A 20,548-nucleotide genomic window follows, 5' to 3' on the forward strand; every position below is an offset into this window, starting at 1 on the left:
TCTAGGACTTATTATCTTTATAATAAACTCCAAAATCACCATGGATAATGAAAGTTAAAAGCAGTAGAGAATATTTTTGCAAATTTGAAATATTGGTAAATTGGAAATCCTAAAGAAATCAATACAAGTAAAAGGGCATATTTTTTATATTTTGTTATGCAGTCATTTATTAATAGCAAAATGGCAATGCACAATATAATTGAAGGAACAAACATAGTTCTGCAACCTGATTCATACATGGTTGGTGAAAATATCATAAGAGATGTTGATGCATAGGCTGCCAAAATGAGCAGAACAACTGCAAGCCCTTTGATCTTAAAATTATATAGTGAGTAGGCTGCTATAATAGTAAAAATTAGAATAAAGCTCCAAAATGCCATAGCAATATAAGAGGTCTTTGAAAAGGTCAAAATTCCCCATTTAGCCTGGAAATTAAAAAATTGACTTATGTTACTTTTTACTGCTATAGATAATATAGCTACAATGAGAATAACCATAGAGATCAAATCTATAATCTTCTTTTTAGACTTGTTTACCAATAGAATAATTAGAAGTATCCAAGTTAAAATTAACAAAATCCCCATATGATTAATAAGGGCATCCATAATCCATCTATAACTGTACTCCAATCTTTGGTATGGTAGAATAGTTAGAAAGTCTGGTATTCGCGCTTTTACTTCATTAGTAAAACGTAAGCTATTCCCAGGTGAAAAATAATTTAGCAGAAAGCTGAAAAATACAACTATTGTCTCAATAATAAGGAATAATGACTTTTTTCTGCAAATGAAAAATATATATATTAAAAACAGTATACAAAAAACTAACAAAGTGGTTCCAACTTGTTCTTGGGAGCTTCCTGCAACAAATCCAAAAAATAGAGCTATTATTCGAAAAAACAAATGTGGATACTGTTTATTAATAGAATAATATAGTATGGGGTAAAAAGAGGCAATTCCAGCGGCTGTAATCCAAAGATAATTCATTGCACCTGTCACCCAAAAAGCCCCATCACACAAGGCACCAAAATTCATTCCAAAGGGTAATATAATGCAAAAAACTGCCATAATGTAATCTCGCTTATTGTTTCTATGTTTATTGAACAATTCATAGTATTTGTATAAAAAAAATGTAAGAATTCCATAATGAATTAAATTTGAGATTTTCCAAAAATATAGAGGTAAATACCCAAATATATAACAATAAGTTTCTGAAGCTAATCTTCCACTCCAAGTATCATAGCGGTATTTAAGCCATCCCAGCAAGTTGTATTTTTTAATTAAGATTGGAAAATTTGCATCGTCACCGCCTCCGCGATGAACATAATGAACCAATAGGGCAAATAAAGCAAATCCTATAATAAATATTAAAAATAATATCAATTTTCTTTTTACGATTTTTTGGTTTATCATTCGTATACGCTACCTTTCTCAAATGCTTTTATATAATTTAGTTTTTTAATTAAAAATATAGGTATAAGAATTACCATACAAAAGTTTATAGTTTTTAGTTATGTATTTAATAAACTACATTTGACTTTACTTAATATTACCATAATAAATAACTTATTCATAGCCAATTTTATACATTTTACAAGAAGCTCAACATTGATTCCTAGCATACTCCCATGCTTATGAATTGTTGAAAATAAATTTAAACAATCTTCATGTACATGGAACACTATTGTTCAATAAACATTAAAAACTGCATATAATATACCTTCAGAAAAAGTAATGTATGGTATGTATTTTTGTGGATTTTAAGAGAATTAGACAAAATGTACCCATACATTTTGAAAAAACATTAAATAAATTTATAATAGTTATTGTAAATAATGTAATAATTGAAAAGCAAAGATTTCAAATGTAGATTTGGGCCTAAATCTGTAACCAGTATCTTTGTAGATAAAGGGGAGGATTTTTAATATGAGTAAATATGAAATAAACAAAAACTTAGCTCAAATGCTAAAGGGTGGAGTAATAATGGATGTTGTAAATCCAGAGCAGGCAGTGATAGCAGAAAAAGCAGGAGCTTGTGCGGTTATGGCACTAGAAAGAGTACCTTCTGATATTAGAAAAGAAGGTGGAGTGGCAAGAATGTCTGATCCAAAGATGATAAAGGGAATACAGGAAGCTGTATCCATACCGGTAATGGCAAAGGTGAGAATAGGACATTTTGTGGAAGCACAAATATTACAACATCTATCTATAGATTTTGTTGATGAAAGTGAAGTATTGACTCCAGCAGATGAAGCTTATCACATTAATAAGTGGGATTTTAATGTTCCTTATGTCTGCGGTGCAAGAAACTTAGGAGAAGCCCTTAGGAGAATTGGTGAAGGTGCTGCTATGATAAGAACAAAGGGTGAAGCTGGTACAGGCAATGTAGTAGAAGCAGTAACTCATATGAGAACTATGATGGATGACATTAGAAAAGTAAAAAATGCACCAAAGGAAGAGCTTATGTCCATAGCTAAGGATTTTGCAGCTCCTTATGACTTAGTGGAATATGTGTGGGAAAATGGAAAACTTCCAGTAGTAAATTTTGCTGCCGGCGGAATTGCTACTCCAGCAGATGCAGCTCTTATGATGCAATTGGGAGCAGAAGGAGTATTTGTTGGTTCAGGAATATTTAAGTCTGAAAATCCAGAGGAGAGGGCAAAAGCTATTGTACTTGCTACTACTTACTATAATGATCCTAAAATACTTTCAGAAGTATCTGAAGGCCTTGGAGAAGCCATGCATGGTCTTGAATTAAATGAAATTAAAGACAGATATGCAGAAAGAGGCTGGTAGAGTATGAAAATTGGAATATTATCACTCCAGGGAGGCGTCATAGAACATATAGAACATATAAATTCCCTTAATCAGGAGACTGTAGAAGTAAAAAAACAGGAGGATTTAGAAGATGTAGATGGCATAATACTTCCTGGAGGAGAAAGTACAACTATTGGAAAACTCTTAAGTCGTACTGGACTTTTGGAGCCTTTAAGAGAAAAAATACTTAAGGGTTTACCCGTTTGGGGAACTTGTGCAGGTATGATACTTTTGGCTAAGAACGTAGAAAACTGGGAAGACAGCTATCTTAAGCTTATGAACATAAATGTAAGAAGAAATGCCTATGGTAGACAGAGGGACAGTTTTCAAACAGAAGAATTAATAGAAAAAGTATCTTCTAATAAGATACCTCTTGTTTTTATAAGAGCCCCATTTATAACAAAATTGGGTGAGGGTGTAGAAAAAATATATGAATTGGATGGAAATGTAGTGGCAGCAAGAGAAAACAATATGCTGGTAACATCCTTTCATCCTGAGTTAACAGATAATTTGGATTTTCATAGATATTTTTTAACTATGTGCAGAGAATAAAAATTAAATTTAATTTAAAAAACTTGTTGAAATTTATTTAACAATATGTTAATATGAAAACGTAGTCAAGTTGGATATTAGTAATTTTCGGCTTGATAGTAAATTAATATAATTATTGCGTGTTACTGATTCGATCAGGCATGAGCAATGGTAACTAATACAATTAAATATTTATTTGCAATAAAATTGAATGCTAAATTCTATTTTATAAAAGTAATCATTTATTTTAATTTTTATATTATATAGATATAAATTTAGAAATTTACTATATTGCAGATAAGTATTGTGTATTAGTAACTGTGCTCATGCCTTTTGTGTTTTGCAATAATAAATAATGAATTTCAAGGAGGAATTATTATGTTTAAAAAAGCTTTTGGTGTTTTACAACAAATTGGTAAGGCGTTAATGCTTCCAGTTGCAATTTTACCGGCAGCAGGATTGTTGCTTGCCTTTGGTACAATGTTTCAGGAGGAACAATTTTTAAATGCTGTACCAATATTAAATGTAGGATGGTTTCAGAGTCTTGCTATAGTAATGAGTCAGGCAGGAGGAATAATTTTTGATAATCTTGCTATATTATTTGCAGTGGGAGTTGCAGTGGGACTTGCTGATGGAGATGGTGTTGCAGGACTTGCAGCTATAGTTGGATTCCTTATAATGAACAAAACAATTGGAATTGTTGTGGGGATTACACCTAGTATGATAAATGCCTCTCATCCTGAGTATGCTATGGCTTTAGGTGTTCCAACACTTCAAATGGGCGTGTTTGGTGGTATTATAATAGGTATTATAGCTGCACAGGTATATAAGAAGTTCTTTAATATTGAATTGCCTTCATATCTCGGCTTTTTTGCAGGAAAGAGATTTGTCCCTATAGTTACGGCAGTGGCAGCAATTGTTGCAGGACTTGCCCTTACTGTAATCTGGCCTCCTATAGGAAATGCATTAAATATATTTTCACATAATATGATAGATTCAAATCGTACCCTAGCCGCACTTATATTTGGTATTATTGAAAGAGCACTAGTACCTTTTGGGCTTCATCACATATGGTACAATCCATTTTGGTATCAATTTGGGGAATATGTAAATAGAGCAGGTGAACTGGTAAATGGAGATCAGAAAATATTCTTTGCACAGTTAAAGGATGGAGTACCTTTTACAGCAGGTACCTTTACCACTGGTAAGTTCCCATTTATGATGTTTGGATTGCCAGCAGCAGCATTAGCTATTTATCACGAAGCAAAGCCGGAAAAAAAGGCCCTTGTAGGTGGCATTATGGCTTCAGCAGCATTAACTTCCTTTTTAACTGGTATTACAGAACCACTTGAATTTTCTTTCTTGTTTGTTGCTCCAGTATTATTTGGTATCCACTGTATATTTGCAGGACTTTCCTTCATGACAATGCAAATTTTAAATATTAAAATAGGTATGACTTTCTCTGGTGGTGTTATTGACTTCTTACTATTTGGAGTAATTCCCAACAGAACTGCCTGGTGGCTGGTAATCCCTGTAGGATTAGTATTTTCAGTAATATATTATTTTGGATTTAGATTTGCCATAAGAAAATGGAATCTTAAAACTCCAGGTCGTGAAGATGATTCTGAAGAAAATGCAGGTGGTTCAACGGTTCAAGGCACAGAACTTGCTTATGGTGTATTAAAAGCCCTTGGAGGAAAAGAAAATCTTCAAAATCTTGATGCCTGTATAACACGTTTACGTGTAATTGTTAAAGATATTAAAAATGTTGATAAGGATGGACTTAAAAAATTAGGTGCCGCAGGAGTTATGGAGGTTGGTAATAATATTCAGGCCATATTTGGACCTAAATCTGATCAGCTTAAGGGTCAGATAAAAGATATAATTAGTGGAAAAACACCAGTGCCCGTTGAGGAAAAAGAGACTGTAGAATCAACCAAAGTAGATTTAGATGATGTGTCCGATATAGTTTCTCCTTTAGATGGAAAGATAATAAATATTACAGAGGTTCCAGATGAGGTATTTTCACAGAAGATGATGGGAGATGGATTTGCCATTGAGCCATCCAACGGAGAAGTGGTTTCTCCTGTCAATGGTACTATAACTACTGTATTTCCAACTAAACATGCTGTAGGAATAACTGCTGAAGATGGTTTAGAACTTTTAGTTCACTTTGGTATGGATACTGTTACTTTAAAGGGAGAAGGCTTTACAGCCCTTGTAGAACAGGAGGCTAAAGTAAAGGCAGGTCAGCCTATATTAAAAGTTGACTTGGATTCGGTTAAAGACAAAGTTCCATCTATAATAACTCCTGTAGTATTCACAAATTTACCAGAAGGTAAAACTGTAGTAATAAATACAGGATCAGAAGTTAAACGTGGACAAAAAGGAATAGTTACAATTAAATAAATTCCTACACCCCAGGGGCCCAAATTTTAACAATTTCGCCTCTGGGGTGTAAATTTCTCTAAAGGCGCTTTAATTTTTTCAAAGGTACATGTTCTTAAATTACTGCATAATCTATATTAGCAGATTTTTTATTTGTAATAGTGGGGAAAAGGCTAAACAAACTATCAACTGTCCACTATCAACTTTCAACTAAGAAAAGTTAGATATATGCAATTATTTAAGGGGTGAATCCTATGATAGAAATAATAGTTCAATATATATTGCTAGTTGCTATAGTACTTGGAATTTCATATTTTGTATACTTACTTAGAGAAAATGACACTAAAATAAAAAATGATTATTATGGAATAACTTATAATATTTTAAGACTTGAAGAGGATGAATCTACAGAAGAAAATATAAAAAATATACTCAGGGCTATAAGTGAAGCAGTATTTTTTGTTGAAGAAAATTTTAAAACAGATTATAATGATGTAAAAGAAGAAAAGGCATTGATGATTTCCAGGGAGCTGATTGACAATTTCAATCTTAAAAGTACTATTAGTGATAATACCATTAAACGCATTATAAAACTAATATGTGCCATGTTGCCGGAAAATAAGTAAAATTTTCTTGATGAATTATTTATAATAGATTAAAATTTAATGTAAAATATAGAAAACCGAAATATTTCGGTTTTTTATATTTGTTAGATATTTTTAATTATATATTGAACTATAGATAAAATTTTCCTTAAATAAAGCTTTTGATAATATATAAATATAGGGAAAATATATATTATGTATATAAATATTTAACATTGATAATTTTAATTTTTATATGCTTAACATGGAGGCAAGAATAATATGAATTTAGAAAATAGAGAAAAACAGGATTATAATGTATTATCTCTTACATCACTTGAAAAATTAGAGCCAGTGAGAATAAGACCTGGTATGTATATAGGATCTACAGGAACAAAGGGATTACACCACTGTATATGGGAAATACTAGATAATTCTATAGATGAGATATCTAATGGCTTTGGTGATAAAGCCACTATAATATTGAATTCGGATAAAAGTGTAACTATCTCTGATAATGGAAGAGGAATACCAACGGGAATCCATCCTATAAAGAAAAAATCAGGGGTAGAGATGGTATATACAGAACTTCATACAGGAGGAAAGTTTGATAATAAGAATTATAAAACTTCAGGAGGGCTTCATGGTGTTGGTGCAGCTGTAGTTAATGCACTTTCTGAGTGGCTCGAAGTTAAAGTAAGTCAGAATGGGCATATATACAGGCAGAGATTTGAATATGCTTTTGATAAATCTCTTAATAAATATATGCCTGGTACTCCAGTGACAAAACTTGAAATTATGGGGAATACAGGGGAAACTGGCAGCAGTGTAACTTTTAAACCGGACAAGGAAGTTTTTAGTACTACAGATTTCAAATTTGAAGTAATAGATGAGAGGCTGCAGGAGCTGGCTTTTCAAAATAAAGGTATAACTTTAGAATTCATAGATAATAGAAAGAAAGAACCTATTACTAAGATATATCATTCTGATAGGGGACTTCTGGATTTTATAGATTATTTAAATGAAAGCAAGACACCTATTCATAAAAATCCAATTATATTTGAAGGGGAAAGAGAAATAAATAAAATATATATGCAGGCTGAAATATGTATGCAGTTTACTGATTCCACTACGGAGTATATAGCCAGTTATGTAAATAACATACCTACTACAGAGGCTGGAACTCATGAAACAGGATTTAAGACTGGAATGACAAGGGCCTTTAAGGAATGGGCGAAGAAATTAAATCTCCTTAAGGAAAAAGATAAGGAATTTGATGGTGATGATTTAAGAGAGGGAATGACCGCCATAATAAAAATAAAACTATCCAATCCAGTTTTTGAGGGGCAGACTAAGACAAAACTTGGCAATAGTGAAGCAAATACCATGATGAACGATCTTGCCTATACAAAGATCTCAGAGTGGATTGAAGACAATAGGGAACTAGCTGCATCCATTATAAATAATGCAATACAAGCCTTTTCCAGAAGAGAAAAAATAAAAAAAATAAATGAGGCAGAAAAGAAAAAGATAGGAAAAGGTGCGGCACCTTTAGCAGGCAAAATAGCAGCTTGTACGTTAAAGGATTCTTCACTAGCGGAGTTTATAATTGTGGAGGGAGATTCTGCTGGAGGAAGTGCAAAACAGGCAAGGGATAGAAGATTTCAGACAATTATGCCTTCCAAAGGTAAAATTATGAATACCGAAAAACAAAAACTAGAAAATGTCCTGGCCAGTGAAGAACTTAAAATTTTTACAGCTGCAGTGGGAACCGGAGTGCTGGATAATTACAGTGAAAGTAATTTAAAATACGATAAAATCATAATAATGAGTGATGCAGATGTGGATGGATATCATATAAGAACTCTTTGGATGACCTATATCTATAGATATATGAGACAACTCATCTCAAATGGACATCTGTATATTGCACTTCCACCTCTATATAAAGTATATAAAGAGACTAAAAATAAAGAAGTGGTTAAGTATGCCTATTCTGACGAGGAACTGGCACAGGTAAAAAAAGAAGTAGGAAGAGGTTCTTTGATTCAAAGATATAAGGGACTTGGAGAAATGAATCCAGATCAGCTTTGGGAAACTACTTTAAATCCTACTACCAGGACTCTTCAAAGGGTAACTATTGAAGATGCAGCTAAAGCAGAAAAAATGGTATCACTTTTAATGGGAGATGTAGTAGAGCCTAGAAAAAATTATATGTATAAGTATGCGGAATTTTAGAACTGTAAATGCATGGCTTACTTGGTGTCGACTCCCACTTGAAGAAAAGTAGAGAGCCCAAATTTTAATTTGGTGCGAATCACTTTCACAGCGTGCAAGCAGAGAACCAAAATCTTCTTTTCGATTTTGTGTAGGGGTTGTATAGAGTGCGTGGGAGTCTTATGCCAAGTTAGTCAGGTTAAATTTTAATGGAGGTTGTAAATAAGTGGCTAGAAAAATAGATATACCGAAAGATAATAACATAATTAATGTTCCAATAGAAGAGGCTATGCCCGATAATTATTTACCTTATGCGGTGGAAGTGGCAAGAGATAGAGCACTTCCGGATGTACGGGATGGATTAAAACCCGTTCATAGAAGAATTTTATACGGCGCCTATATGATGAAGGCATTTCCTGATAAACCTTACTATAAATCTGCAAGAATAGTAGGAGATATTCTTGGAAAATATCATCCTCACGGAGATACTTCTGTATATGATGCCATGGTAATACTTGCTCAAAATTTTACCACTAGATATCCACTTATAGATGGACATGGAAACTGGGGAAGTCAGGATGGAGACAATGCTGCTGCCATGCGTTATACAGAAGCAAGACTTACACCAAATGCTCTAGAGATGCTTAGAGATATGGATAAAGATGTAGTAAATATGGTGGAAAACTATTCCGCTTCAGAACTTGAACCGGAAGTGCTGCCTGCAAGATATCCAAATCTTTTAGTAAATGGAGCCTTTGGTATTGCAGTAGGTCTTGCCACTAATATACCACCTCATAATTTGAAAGAAGTTATAGATGCAACTCTTTTATATATAGATAATAATGAAGTTACCACAAAAGAACTTATGGAACATATAAAGGGACCAGATCTTCCTACAGGAGGCATTATAATAGGTAAGGAATCTATGTTATCTGCCTACGAATCTGGTGAAGGTAAAGTTACTTTGAGGGCAAAAACCAGTATAGAACAATTGGAAAACGGAAGATGTGGAATTATTATAACAGAATTTCCATATAGAAGGAATAAAGCTAAACTATTGCAGAGCATCTCTGAGATGACGGGGAATAAAAAACATCAAAAAGTATTGGAAGGCATTGTAGATATAAGAGATGAATCTGACAGATCCGGTATAAGGGCTGTTATAGAATTTAAAAAGAGTATGTCTAAAGAAGAAGTGGAGAAGGTTTTAAAATATCTCTTCAAAAAGACAGAACTGCAGTGTAATATAAGTTTTAATATGGTGGCACTTGCTGGTGGTAAACCTCTAACCATGGGACTTAAAACTATTCTGAAGTACTATGTAAATCATCAAAAGGATGTAATTAAAAGAAGAACAAAAAGAGAACTGGAAATAGCAGAAAAAAGATTCCATATAGTACAGGGGTTTATAAGGGCCATAGACATAATGGATGATATAATTGCCACTATAAGGGCATCAAAATCAAAAAAAGATTCTATAGATAATCTTGTGAAAAAATTTCAGTTTACAGAAATTCAGGCCCAGGCTATAGTAGAACTTATGTTATATAGACTTACAGGCCTTGAAATAAAGACTTTTGAAAGAGAATATAGAGAATTGGAGAAGACAATTAAGAAACTGAAAAATATTCTTGAAAAGGAAAGAGAATTATTAAAGGTTATAAAGACAGAGATGAAAGCTATAAGAGAAAAATATGGGGATGAAAGACGTACAGAGATAATTGAGAATGAGGAAGAGGCAAAAATTGACCTAGAAGATCTTATAATTGTGGAGGATACTGTAGTTACTCTGTCTAAAGAAGGCTATATAAAGAGAATAGCTCAAAAAACCTATGCTAGATCCAATACCAATGTAGAAGATATAGAGTATAGAGAAGGAGATTGTAATAGGTTTTTATTCAATTCCAATACCACCCATACAATTATGTTTTTTACGGACCAAGGGAATATGTATCAGCTAAAGGGGATTTCTGTTCCAGAATATAAGTGGAAAGAAAAAGGAGAAAAATTGGATTCAATTATAAGAGGGCTGAATTTAGATAAAGAAAATATAATAAATGTATTTTCCATAGAAAACATTAATTCTCAAAAGGATATGATATTTATAACAGACAGAGGCTACATAAAAAAGACGGCTCTACATAAATTTGATTCTAATTACAGTAAAATTATGGCTTTAAAAATGAAAGGCAATGAAAAGCTTATCTTTGCTGAATTAGTAGATAAAAGCAGAGAAGAAAAATTCCTTAAAATTGAAACTGAATTAAATTTCAAATTTACTATAGAGGAGCCTGTAATTGAAGAATCAGAGAGGAACAGTCTTGGAAACAAATTGTTTAATCTCTCAGATAAGGATAGTATTATCAGTGTACATTTCAGCAATGAACATAATTTCAGCAGCTTTAAGGTAGCTGTAAACAGTGTTGGAAATATAAAAATAAACGAAAAAAGCAATTCAAATATAAAAGAATGTAATACGGATTCAGAAAGTACTCTCTTGTTCTTTACCAATAGAGGAAAGCTGTTGTATGTACCGGCTTTCTTGCTTCAAAATATAGATAAAGAAGGCATAAATATAGATAAAGTCAATGGAGATTTTGAGGAAGGTTCTGAAAAAATATTAAATGTAATTTCCGTAAAAGATTTTAAAGAGAATATAGATACATATTTCTTTACAGGAAATGGATTGATAAAGAAAACTGCTTTAGAAGACTTTAAAACGGAGAATAGCAGTACTGTGGTCTATAAATTCCGAGGTGATGACATCCTGGTAAATGTTGAATTTATGGATAAAGAAAAGGATAATGATATTATAATAATTACTTTAAAAGGTATGGGTATAAGATTTTCTTCTCAGAATATAAGCCATATGGGGAGAATTGCATCAGGAGTAACTGGTATAAGTCTTGAGGAAGAAGATGAGGTACTAAAGGGATTTTTATGTAACGAAGTTTATAAATGTGTTGAAATAAAATCTAAAAATAAGGAAAAAAAGATTATACCTTTAGAAGATTTTAAAATTCAAAATAGAGCAGGAAGAGGCAAAAATATAATGCTCGTACTTATGGGTGATTATATAAAAGAAATAAAGGTAAAAAGGAGAGGTTGATATGACTGATGTTTTATTATTTATTGCAGAGGGATTTGAAGAAATAGAAGCTCTTACGGTAGTGGATATACTGAGAAGAGCAAATATTAAATGTGATACTTGTTCACTTCAGGGGAACTACGTTAAAGGAGCTCATGGAATTGAAGTAAAAGCCGATAAATCAATAGAAAAAATTGATAAAAATCAATACGGAGCAGTAGTTCTTCCTGGTGGTATGCCTGGAGCAAAAAATCTAAAGGAAAATAAAAAGGTTATAGAAATAGTACAAAGCTTTTATAATGATAATAAAATTGTATCTGCAATCTGTGCAGCTCCAGTCGTTTTAAAAGAAGCTAATGTGCACAGAGGAAATAAAATAACATCTTATCCTTCTTTTAAAGAAGAATTGTTGGAGGCTGAATATTTGGAAAGCATAGTGGCGGAAGATAAAAATCTGATTACCAGCAGAGGACCTGCTACTGCCATATATTTTGGATTAAAGCTGGCAGAAAAAATAGCAGGAAAAGATGCAGCAGATAAATTAAGAGAAGAAATGTTATTAAATTTTGTGGAGAAAAATAGATAACTTAGTGGAGTCTCGAGATGTATTTCTCGAGCTTTTCTTAACCTGTTCTTTGAAATTTGATATTTTAACTTTCCGCTGTCCACTATCAACTTTCAAATGAAAAAAGTTGTTTGGCACTTTTCTTCTATACAAAAACAACGGTGGTGATAATATGAAAAACTGCAAACTTGAAAATGGAATAGATCTAGTCTATGAACATAGAACAGGTAAACTTACATCTTTCTGTATAGGCTTTAATGCAGGAGCTCTTATGGAAGATAAAGAGGAGATGGGAATAGCCCATGTGGTAGAACATATGCTGTTTAAAGGCACAGATACTAGAAATGAATTTGAAATAAATAGACTATGTGATGATATATTTGGATTCAATAATGCCATGACTAATTTTCCCTATGCAATTTATTATGGAACTACTCTCTCAGAAGATTTTTATAGGGGATTTGACATATATTCCAACATAGTAAAAGACCCCTCTTTCCCAGAAAAAGGCTTTAAAGAAGAGATAGATGTAATATGTGAAGAATTAAAGGAATGGAAAGAGGACAATTTTCAATTTTGTGAAGATGAATTGCTGTATAATGCCTTTAAGCACAGAAGAATAAAGTACTGTATAATAGGAGATGAAAATCATATAAGAAGTTTTTCACTAGATAAAGTAAAAGATTTTTATAATAGATATTATAATCCTGATAATTGTGTTATAAGCGTGGTTTCTTCTCTCAAGTATGAAGAGGTATTAGATATAGTTCAAAATCTTATGGTCCATTGGAATAATGATAAAACTATTGTGAGGAATATATTATATGAAAAAAATTCTCCTGGTATATTTGTAAAAAAGAAAGCTGGAATTGAAGGTGCTAAAATACAGTTTTGTTTTCCAATAGATAAAGCAGAGGAAAGGGAAATAGCAGCTTTAAATATATTCAACAATAAATTTGGAAGAGGAACCAGCAGTATTTTATATGATGACATAAGAACTAAAAAGGGGCTGGCCTACGATGTGTTCAGCAGTATAAAAAATGAAAAGGGCATTAAACTCTTTACTATAGCAATGGGTACTTCTATATCTAATGTAAATAGAGCTGTAGAAATAATAAATGAACATTTAGATAAAATAGACAGTCTTAATTCTCTATTTTCCAGAGATTCAATAGATACAATAATTAAAAGTATAAAATTAAAAGAGGAACTACAATTGGAGAAATCCATAGAACTTTGTAAAACTCTAACTACCAATAAAATAATGCATAATAAATTTGATTTATTCAGTTCAGTTTATGATAAATATAGGAATATAGATTCCAGGGAAATTACAGCTGCAGCCAAAAAATTGCTAAAAAACCCTACAATTCAGATATTGACTTAGTTTAAGCCTACTGCATATTCATATTAAATTTTAGTACCATCTATAGTGTTTTTTATTTAATATATACTGATATATAACAACATATATTTTTATTAAATATACTTTTTTTACCCTAATCATGTTATAATTCAAATACACGAAATATTTGATTTATTATAGATATTCAGCTATAGTGCAGATTTTAATATATTTGAGTTATACATTGATTGGGTATCTATATAGTTTAAAATAAATATTTATTTGGTAGGGGATAAAATATGGTTAATATTTTGGAATTAATAAATAAAGCAGAACGTACAAATGAATTAACAAAAGCTGAAATAGTAGAGATTCTTAAGGATAATTCACATAATGAAGAACTATTTCGCTGTGCAGATAGAATAAGAAAGAAATATATGGGGGATGAGGTCCATTTACGAGGGCTTATAGAATTTTCAAATATATGTAAGAGAAATTGTCTCTACTGTGGCTTAAGATCCGGAAATAAAAATATAAAGAGATACAGGTTGATGCCAGATGAAATAATTGAACTGGCAAGAAAAGGGGCAGAATATGGATATAAGACCTTTGTACTTCAATCTGGTGAAGATGAATTCTATACAGTGGATAAGATGAAATATATTATAAGCAACATAAAAAAACTTGATGCAGCAGTAACAGTAAGTATAGGAGAAAAATCTTATGAAGAATATAAAGCCTACAGGGAAGCTGGTGCAGATAGATATCTTATAAGAATTGAAACTACGGATAAAGAATTATATGAAGCTATGGATCCTCTTATGAGCCATGAAAACAGAAAAAGATGTCTTAGGGATTTAAAGAAATTGGGATATGAAGTGGGAAGCGGCTGTCTTGTGGGACTGCCTAATCAGACCATTGAATCTCTGGCAGAGGATATACTGTTTTTTAAAGAGATAGGAGCGGATATGATTGGAATTGGACCTTTTATTCCAAATCAGGACACACCTTTAAAGGATGCCGCCGGGGGAGAATTCTATTTAAGCCTTAAAGTTATGGCCTTAACTAGAATTTTATTAAAGGATATAAATATACCTGCTACTACAGCTATGGAGTCTCTAGATAAAAATGGCAGGATAATAGCCCTTCAAAGTGGAGCAAATGTAGTAATGCCCAATATTACAGAGGGAGAATATAGAGAATTATATGCACTTTATCCAGGAAAAATCTGCGTCAATGACACACCAGCGCACTGCAGATCCTGCATTACGGGAAAAATAACAGCTATAGGAAGAACTATAGGCAGAAACAAGGGCTTTAGAAATAGAGGACGTGAGAAAGAAGTTTATATTTAAATTTTCACGGTGACGGCATTATCACTATGTGGTATACTTTGAAAGTGTGATAATGAGGTGATACTTTAATGACGAGATGGATGCTTAAAAGAACCAGTGCAGATATTAAATATATAGCCAGGGAAGCGAATATAACTACTACTACAGCTAAGATATTGGCAAATAGAGGCATCAGTAGAATAGTTGATATAGAGAAATTTTTAAATGTTGAAGAGAAGGATATGTACAATCCATTATTTATGAAAGATATGGATAAGGGCACAGATATAATAAGAGAAAGTATTTTACAGGGGGAAAAAATAGTTATTTATGGTGATTACGATGCTGATGGTGTAACTAGCACTGTAATAATGTATAAGGCATTAAAAAGATGCGGTGCCAATGTAGAATATCATATACCAGATAGAGAAGCAGAAGGTTATGGTCTCAATAAGGATAGAATAAAGAGGCTTAAAGAACAGGGCTTTGACACCATATTAACCTGTGATAATGGAATTTCTGCCCTTGAAGAAATTGAATTGGCAAAGGAATTAAATTTCAAGGTAGTAATAACAGATCACCATGAACTGCCTTTCGTTGAGGATGAGCAGGGGAATAAGGAGTATGTGGTTCCAAAAGCAGATGCCATAATAAACCCGAAGCAGAAGGATTGTGATTATCCTTTTAAATTGCTGTGTGGTGCTGGTATAGCCTTTAAATTTGCAAAGGCATTGTTTAAAAAGATGAGAATAGATGAAAGTGAAGCTTATAATTATATAGAACTTGCCTGCATTGGAACTATATGCGATGTAGTTGACCTGGTAGATGAAAATAGAATTATTGCAAAACTTGGACTAAAGAGTTTAAGTAACAGCAGTAATATGGGTATAAATGCTCTTTTAGAAACTTTGGAAGTTAAAGACAAAAAAGTTGCTTCTTACACAGTGGGCTTTTTAATAGGTCCCTGCATCAATGCTACAGGTCGTTTGGAAACTGCGGATATATCTGTTCAGCTACTGATGACAGAAGATAAAAATGAAGCAGTTTCTCTTTCAAGAGAATTGGTTGCGCTAAATAAAAAAAGACAGGAAATGACCATAAAATGCGTAGATGAAATAATAAATAATATAGAAAATTCAGATATGCAATATGAAAAAGTTCTAGTAGTTTATAATGAAAAAGTTCATGAGAGTATAGCTGGAATAGTAGCAGGGAAAGTACGGGAAAAATTTAATTTACCTACTATAGTAATTACCAGTGGAAAAGAAATGCCAAAGGGTTCAGGCAGGTCTATTGAAGAATATAATTTATTTGAAGAGCTTATAAAGTGCAAGGATTTACTACATAAATTTGGGGGACATCCCATGGCTGCGGGATTGTCTATTAAAGAGGAAAATATAGAGATATTGAGGCAGAGATTAAATGATAATTGTACTTTAACTGAAGAGGATATAATACCTAAATTGAGATTGGAAAAGCAGGTTCCACTAGAAGAGATAAATGAAAATTTAGTTCAGGAGATAAACAGATTAGAGCCTTTTGGCAAGGGTAATGCATCTCCTTTATTAGGAGAAAAAAATGTGATTGTAAATAATATACAGCTGCTTGGAAAAGAAATTAAGAATACATTAAAGTTTCAAGCTATCTCAAGGAATCATAAAAAGAGGATAACTGGCATATGTTTTGGAAAGGTAGAAGAATTTCAAAAAATGCTTATGGATTCTTACAATATTTCCTTGGAACAGGTTTTATCCAGTAATGATGGTATAAAATTGGATTTGGTTTATGTACCCTTTATAAACGTATTTAGAGATAAAAAGTATTTGCAGATGAGAGTTGTGGATTTTAGAGCTTCAAAGTGCTAATATACTTATTTAAATTCTAGATTGATAAAATCAATAAAAATTTTTGAGGTGATTTTTTTGGAGAAACATAAAATAATTATGACTGGGGGAGGTTCGGCTGGTCATGTTACTCCTAATTTAGCTTTAATACCAAAGCTTTTAGCCTTAGGTTATGAGGTTCAGTATATAGGAACTAAGAATGGTATAGAGAAGGACATAATAAAAGGACAGAATATAAAATATCACGTTATATCCAGTGGTAAACTTAGAAGATATTTTGATATAAAAAATTTTTCTGATCCTTTTAGAGTTTTAGCCGGTGTAATTCAGGCCATAGGTATAATGAAAAAGGAAAGGCCAAACATAGTATTCTCAAAGGGTGGTTTTGTAACAGTACCAGTAGTAATAGCAGCTCATTTTTGTAAAGTGCCTGTAATAGCCCATGAATCTGATATCACTCCAGGTCTTGCCAATAGACTGGCAACTCCCTATTGTACCAAGGTATGTGTTACATTTCCAGAATCAATAAAAAACATAAAGGGAAATAAAGGAGTGCTTACAGGAACACCTATAAGAAAAGAACTGCTGGAAGGCAGTAAAATTAAAGGATTTACATTATGTAAATTTTCTGATGTAAATAAACCTGTATTATTTATTATTGGAGGAAGTCTTGGATCAAAGATAATAAACGATACTATAAGGAAATGCATTAATAATATTCTGCCAAAATACAATGTAATCCATATCTGTGGTAAGGGGAATTTAGATAAATCACTAGAGGGCAAAAGAGGATACAGGCAGTTTGAATATGTAAGTGAGGGACTTCCAGATCTAATGAATGCAGCGGATTTAGTAATATCAAGAGCTGGTGCTAATGTTATTTTTGAGCTTTTGGCTCTTAAAAAACCTAATATATTGATTCCACTTTCAAGAAAATCAAGCAGAGGGGATCAAATTTTAAATGCGGAATCATTTAGAAAGCATGGCTACAGTATAGTTATTGAGGAAGAAACACTAAATGATAAATTACTTATGGATAAACTAGAGGAACTTTACAGAGATAAACTAAAGTATATTAAAGCTATGAATGAAAGCCCTGTAAAGAATGGAGTTAACAATATAATCAGCATAATAGAAAAATATTCTAAAAGGGCTTAAAGTTTCAATAGAACTTATAATTACTATTATATAAGCTTATAATAAATTTTATTTGGCAGGAGTTTTTATACTCCTGCCAAAAGATTTTTATGGAATAGGACTTTAAATCCTTTAATTTTATATAGGTTTTTTTAACCAGTCTAAAATAAATCATTCCATATATAATATATAAAATAATAAATCAATATTTATTTTGATAATTTTTTATCGATTTTTTATAATTAGATAGATATTTTTATCTGATTTTAAGATGTAAATATTCTCATTAGAATATTGAAATTATTGTGAAAAATGAAAGATGTGGTGTATAATAAAATTATAGAAAGGGGATGTGAGATATGGAATTAGAATTTTATGGTGCGGCTGGATGCGTTACAGGTTCCTGCCATATTTTAAGAGTAAGTAATAAGACTATACTGCTGGATTGTGGACTATATCAGGGAAAGGACGAAAAAGAAATAGGAAACGATGGATTTAATTTTGATCCTAAAAAAGTAGATTACGTAATATTATCACATGCCCATATTGATCATAGTGGAAGAATACCTTTGTTATATAAAAAAGGATTTAAAGGACAAGTGTTTTGTACTAATGCTACCAGAGATCTATGTAGTGCTATGCTTGTAGATAGTGGATATATTCAGGAAATGGAAGTTGAGTGGAAAAATAAAAAGAGAAGAAGACGTGGATTGGATGCAATAGAGCCTTTATATACTGCTAATATGGCAAGACTTTCAATGTATCTATTTACAGGCATACCTTACGGTACAACTATTGAAATCTTTGATGGATTTAAAATTAGATTTAGGGATTCAGGACATCTCTTGGGATCTGCTTTTGTAGAACTATTTATAAGGGAAGAAGAAAAGGATGAAGTAAAAATAGTATATACTGGAGATGTAGGCAATGTAAATATTCCTATTATGAGAGATCCTACAATATTGGACTACGCTGATTATCTCATAATGGAAACTACCTATGGAAATAGATTGCATGATAATTTAAACAGTCAATTACACAGATTGACGGATATAATAAAAGAAACTTTTGCAAGAGGTGGAAACGTTATTATACCTTCCTTTGCTGTAGGCAGGGTACAGGAAATTTTATATGAGCTCAGTAAACTGAGAAGAAATAGAGAATTAAATAATTTAATGATTTTTGTGGACAGCCCTCTTGCTGCTGAATCCACCAGAATATTTGAAAAATACAGTGAATGTTTTGATGAGGAAGCCAAAAGAGATTTTGCTAGTGGATATAATCCACTGAGATTTGAGGGAGTAATTTTTACTAATAGTATTGAGGACTCCTCTAAGATAAACAAAATTCAATCCGGTGCAGTTATCATTTCTGCCAGCGGTATGTGTGAGGCAGGAAGAATTAAACATCACCTTAAACATAATCTATGGAGAAAAGAATGTTCTATAGTATTTGTAGGTTATCAAGCAGAGGGTACTCTTGGAGGGAATATTTTAAGTGGCGCTAAAAAGGTAAAAATTTTTGGAGAGGAAATAGCAGTAAATGCTTCTATATACGATATTGAAGAATTATCAGGACATGCGGATAGAAATGGTCTCATTAAATGGATGGAAAGTTTCAGTAAAAAACCGGAAGAGATATTTTTGGTACATGGTGAAAAAGAAGCTGCAGAAAGTTTTTCGAATTTTGCAAAGGAAAAAGGGTATAATACAAAGATAATGAAATCTGGTGATATTATTCACATAAATGAAGGAATAAGCAGAAAAAAAATTAATAGTAACTCTAATCTAAAAAATCAGTTAATAAAATTATTGGATTCTATAGATAATATAGATGAAATAAATAAGGAACTTCTAATAGGTAAAATAAAAGATGTCATAAAGAAATTTAGATAAATTTACTATAATGTAAATTTTATTCTTGTAAAAGAGAAAAGGTAGTATTATAATTAAATTGTTAAATAATTATCAAATGTAATCAATAAACAATGTATAAATGTATAAAAGAAGGAAGTGGTTAAGGTGAAAAAAATTGCTGTAATATACTGGAGTAATATGGGAAATGTTGAGGTGTTAGCTAACCATATTGCAGAAGGAGCTAAAAAAGCAGGTGCGGAAGTAGACTTAAAATTAGTTAGTGACATAAAGCCAGCAGAGATAACTAAATATGATGCTGTTGCTTTAGGAAGCCCATCCATGGATAATAATAAAATAGAACAACAGGAGATGGAACCATTCATAAAAGAAATAAGAATTCTTGCACCTAACAATATGCCAGTTGTATTATTTGGATCTTATGGCTGGGATAATGGTAAATTCATGGAAGATTGGATAATAAGAATGACAGATGAAAAATTTAATGTAAAGGGCAGTCTTGCAGTAAAAGAAGCTCCTACAGCTGAAGAACTTAGCAAAGCAGAAGAACTTGGTAAGTTATTAGCTTTATAATTAGCTTAAATTAAGGTTATGAGAAATAAAGAGTAAATCAGTATATTTTAAAGCTATCAGAAGCTAAACTCTATTTAAGAAAACATAACCTAATTCAATAAATTTTGTGTATATGAAAGAATAAAGTATATTTGAAGATATTAGATTCCATGGATAAAGTAGATGAAATGGACAAGAATTTATTATTAAAGAAATTGATGATTTAATAATAAAACAGTCAAAAAATGGATGATGAAAAACATTCTCAATTTTTCA

General features: G+C 31.9%; 14 protein-coding genes. 13 read left to right on the forward strand and 1 reads right to left on the reverse strand.

Annotated features, from left to right (window positions below):
• Positions 1-35 precede the first annotated feature (35 nt).
• A complete protein-coding gene (locus tag CLPA_RS08410; protein WP_003443776.1) occupies positions 36-1,409 on the reverse strand; it encodes a DUF6056 family protein in 1,374 nt (457 codons plus the stop codon).
• 513 nt (positions 1,410-1,922) lie between these two features.
• On the opposite strand from CLPA_RS08410, the gene pdxS reads away from it, so the two are divergent.
• The 13 genes from pdxS (at position 1,923) to CLPA_RS08475 (ending at position 20,293) form a co-directional block, all read left to right on the forward strand.
• On the forward strand, positions 1,923-2,792 hold the full coding sequence (gene pdxS / locus CLPA_RS08415) for a pyridoxal 5'-phosphate synthase lyase subunit PdxS (protein ID WP_003443777.1): 870 nt from the start codon (positions 1,923-1,925) through the stop codon (positions 2,790-2,792).
• A gap of 3 nt (positions 2,793-2,795) precedes the next feature.
• Positions 2,796-3,365 (forward strand): pyridoxal 5'-phosphate synthase glutaminase subunit PdxT, encoded by a 570-nt coding sequence (pdxT, locus tag CLPA_RS08420; protein ID WP_003443778.1) that lies wholly within the window; start codon positions 2,796-2,798, stop codon positions 3,363-3,365.
• A gap of 357 nt (positions 3,366-3,722) precedes the next feature.
• Positions 3,723-5,753 (forward strand): glucose-specific PTS transporter subunit IIBC, encoded by a 2,031-nt coding sequence (gene ptsG / locus CLPA_RS08425; protein ID WP_003443779.1) that lies wholly within the window; start codon positions 3,723-3,725, stop codon positions 5,751-5,753.
• Between the two features lie 233 nt (positions 5,754-5,986).
• Positions 5,987-6,358: a hypothetical protein gene (locus CLPA_RS08430; protein ID WP_003443780.1), complete on the forward strand. Its 372-nt coding sequence runs from the start codon at positions 5,987-5,989 to the stop codon at positions 6,356-6,358.
• A gap of 240 nt (positions 6,359-6,598) precedes the next feature.
• Complete coding sequence (locus CLPA_RS08435; protein WP_003443781.1) at positions 6,599-8,554, forward strand: DNA gyrase/topoisomerase IV subunit B; 1,956 nt, start codon at positions 6,599-6,601, stop codon at positions 8,552-8,554.
• A gap of 205 nt (positions 8,555-8,759) precedes the next feature.
• Positions 8,760-11,642, forward strand: coding sequence for a DNA topoisomerase IV subunit A (locus CLPA_RS08440; protein ID WP_003443783.1), 2,883 nt, complete (start codon positions 8,760-8,762; stop codon positions 11,640-11,642).
• Between the two features lies 1 nt (position 11,643).
• The gene (locus tag CLPA_RS08445; RefSeq protein WP_003443784.1) at positions 11,644-12,207 is read left to right on the forward strand and encodes a DJ-1 family glyoxalase III; all 564 of its coding nucleotides are present in this window, start codon (positions 11,644-11,646) and stop codon (positions 12,205-12,207) included.
• 151 nt (positions 12,208-12,358) lie between these two features.
• Positions 12,359-13,573, forward strand: coding sequence for a M16 family metallopeptidase (locus tag CLPA_RS08450; RefSeq protein WP_003443786.1), 1,215 nt, complete (start codon positions 12,359-12,361; stop codon positions 13,571-13,573).
• Between the two features lie 257 nt (positions 13,574-13,830).
• Positions 13,831-14,886, forward strand: a complete 1,056-nt coding sequence (hydE, locus tag CLPA_RS08455; protein ID WP_003443788.1) for a [FeFe] hydrogenase H-cluster radical SAM maturase HydE — start codon at positions 13,831-13,833, stop codon at positions 14,884-14,886.
• A 68-nt stretch (positions 14,887-14,954) separates the two neighbouring features.
• On the forward strand, positions 14,955-16,730 hold the full coding sequence (gene recJ, locus CLPA_RS08460) for a single-stranded-DNA-specific exonuclease RecJ (RefSeq protein WP_003443790.1): 1,776 nt from the start codon (positions 14,955-14,957) through the stop codon (positions 16,728-16,730).
• 57 nt (positions 16,731-16,787) lie between these two features.
• The gene (locus CLPA_RS08465) at positions 16,788-17,867 is read left to right on the forward strand and encodes an undecaprenyldiphospho-muramoylpentapeptide beta-N-acetylglucosaminyltransferase (RefSeq protein ID WP_003443799.1); all 1,080 of its coding nucleotides are present in this window, start codon (positions 16,788-16,790) and stop codon (positions 17,865-17,867) included.
• A 338-nt stretch (positions 17,868-18,205) separates the two neighbouring features.
• Entirely contained in the window at positions 18,206-19,741 is a 1,536-nt protein-coding gene (locus CLPA_RS08470; protein ID WP_003443801.1) for an MBL fold metallo-hydrolase RNA specificity domain-containing protein, read from the forward strand.
• Positions 19,742-19,867: 126 nt separating this feature from the next.
• Complete coding sequence (locus CLPA_RS08475) at positions 19,868-20,293, forward strand: flavodoxin (protein ID WP_003443802.1); 426 nt, start codon at positions 19,868-19,870, stop codon at positions 20,291-20,293.
• Positions 20,294-20,548 lie beyond the last annotated feature (255 nt).

Source organism: Clostridium pasteurianum DSM 525 = ATCC 6013, from assembly GCF_000807255.1.
GTDB lineage: Bacteria > Bacillota > Clostridia > Clostridiales > Clostridiaceae > Clostridium_I > Clostridium_I pasteurianum.